The sequence below is a fragment of the Desulfotomaculum sp. OF05-3 genome (assembly GCF_003435535.1).
GTDB classification, from domain to species: Bacteria; Bacillota; Clostridia; order Lachnospirales; family Lachnospiraceae; genus Pilosibacter; species Pilosibacter fragilis.
The window spans coordinates 1-1,229 of record NZ_QWGO01000088.1; the positions used below are offsets into that span (position 1 = coordinate 1).

A 1,229-nucleotide genomic window follows, 5' to 3' on the forward strand; every position below is an offset into this window, starting at 1 on the left:
CCGCAAAGACGGCCGTTTAGCTTCGCAATATGCAGCGGTGGATTCCTTGTGTTTTATGTGCAGCCTAGTTTTCAAGATGCTGTACGAAGGGCAATGCAAGATTTACTTTATATCCCTTTTAAATTCGAAAATGCTGGAACAAGAGTGATTCATTACTCTCCTGAAGATTATACACCAGAGGAATTAGGCCATGAATAGATTATCAGAAAATGTACAGAAACATTTGGAACTATTTTGTGAAAGGTACCCTACCCTTGTACCCATTAAAGAAGATATTTTAAACACATATACAATACTGGAAGAGTGTTATAAAAACGGTGGAAAGTTACTAATTGCCGGAAATGGTGGATCTGCTGCTGATGCGGAGCATATTGTCGGAGAGTTAATGAAAAAATTTAAAATATCTCGACCAGTACCAGAAACACTTGCTGAAAAGCTTGAAATAATAGATCCAGTCATCGGAAAACAGCTTGCAAATGATTTAGAGCAAGGATTGATGGCCATTCCTCTGGTTGCACACGAGGCGCTTACTACTGCTTACTTGAATGACGTAGGTAGTTTAAGCGTATATGCGCAGCAGCTTTACGGATACGGTCGCCCAGGTGATGTGTTTTTAGGTATATCTACATCTGGAAATAGCCAGAATATTTTATATGCAACAGTTCTTGCCAAGGCCATCGGAATGAAAACTATAGGCCTTACGGGAAGGGCCGGAGGAAATATGTCTAAACTTGCAGACATAACTATTCGGGTTCCTGCAGATGAAACATATATGATTCAGGAATTGCATCTTCCAGTTTACCACTGTTTATGCTTAATGCTTGAAGAATACTTTTTTGGAAGGTAGTACATGGAGAAGTATAAGTTGCTAAACACGTATGTAAACAATTTGGATATGCATGAAACAATAAGTGAAATTGAAAACTTGATTGTGCAAAAGAAGAAATCATATATCGTAGCTGTCAATGTAGATGTAATTATAAAAATAGAAAACGATTCAAATTTAAAGGAAATTGTAGATGCGGCGAATATGGTTTTGGTAGACGGAAAACCTTTAATATGGATCTCCCGTTTACAAAAGAAACCAATAAAAGAAAAAGTATCAGGTTCTGATTTGGTTCCTGCATTATGTGAAGTATCCGCTCGAAAAGGATATTCTATTTTCATTTTAGGTGGAGCACAAGGAATTGCAGAACTATAATGGTATCGTAATTTAAGACACTTCAAGA

General features: G+C 37.3%; 2 protein-coding genes and 1 pseudogene. All 3 read left to right on the forward strand.

The window, feature by feature from the left end:
- Positions 1–198, forward strand: a pseudogene (locus tag DXA87_RS18280) (hypothetical protein); the annotation flags it as partial.
- Positions 191–847, forward strand: a complete 657-nt coding sequence (locus DXA87_RS17740) for an SIS domain-containing protein (RefSeq protein ID WP_015552310.1) — start codon at positions 191–193, stop codon at positions 845–847. The pseudogene DXA87_RS18280 and the gene DXA87_RS17740, both read left to right, overlap by 8 nt.
- 3 nt (positions 848–850) lie before the next feature.
- Positions 851–1,201, forward strand: coding sequence for a WecB/TagA/CpsF family glycosyltransferase (locus DXA87_RS17745; RefSeq protein WP_117505604.1), 351 nt, complete (start codon positions 851–853; stop codon positions 1,199–1,201).
- Positions 1,202–1,229: the final 28 nt, after the last annotated feature.

Coding starts and splice junctions, on each gene's coding strand:
- DXA87_RS17740 (WP_015552310.1), top strand. CDS start 191: ATGAATAGATTATCAGAAAATGTACAGAAACATTTGGAACTATTTTGT.
- DXA87_RS17745 (WP_117505604.1), top strand. CDS start 851: ATGGAGAAGTATAAGTTGCTAAACACGTATGTAAACAATTTGGATATG.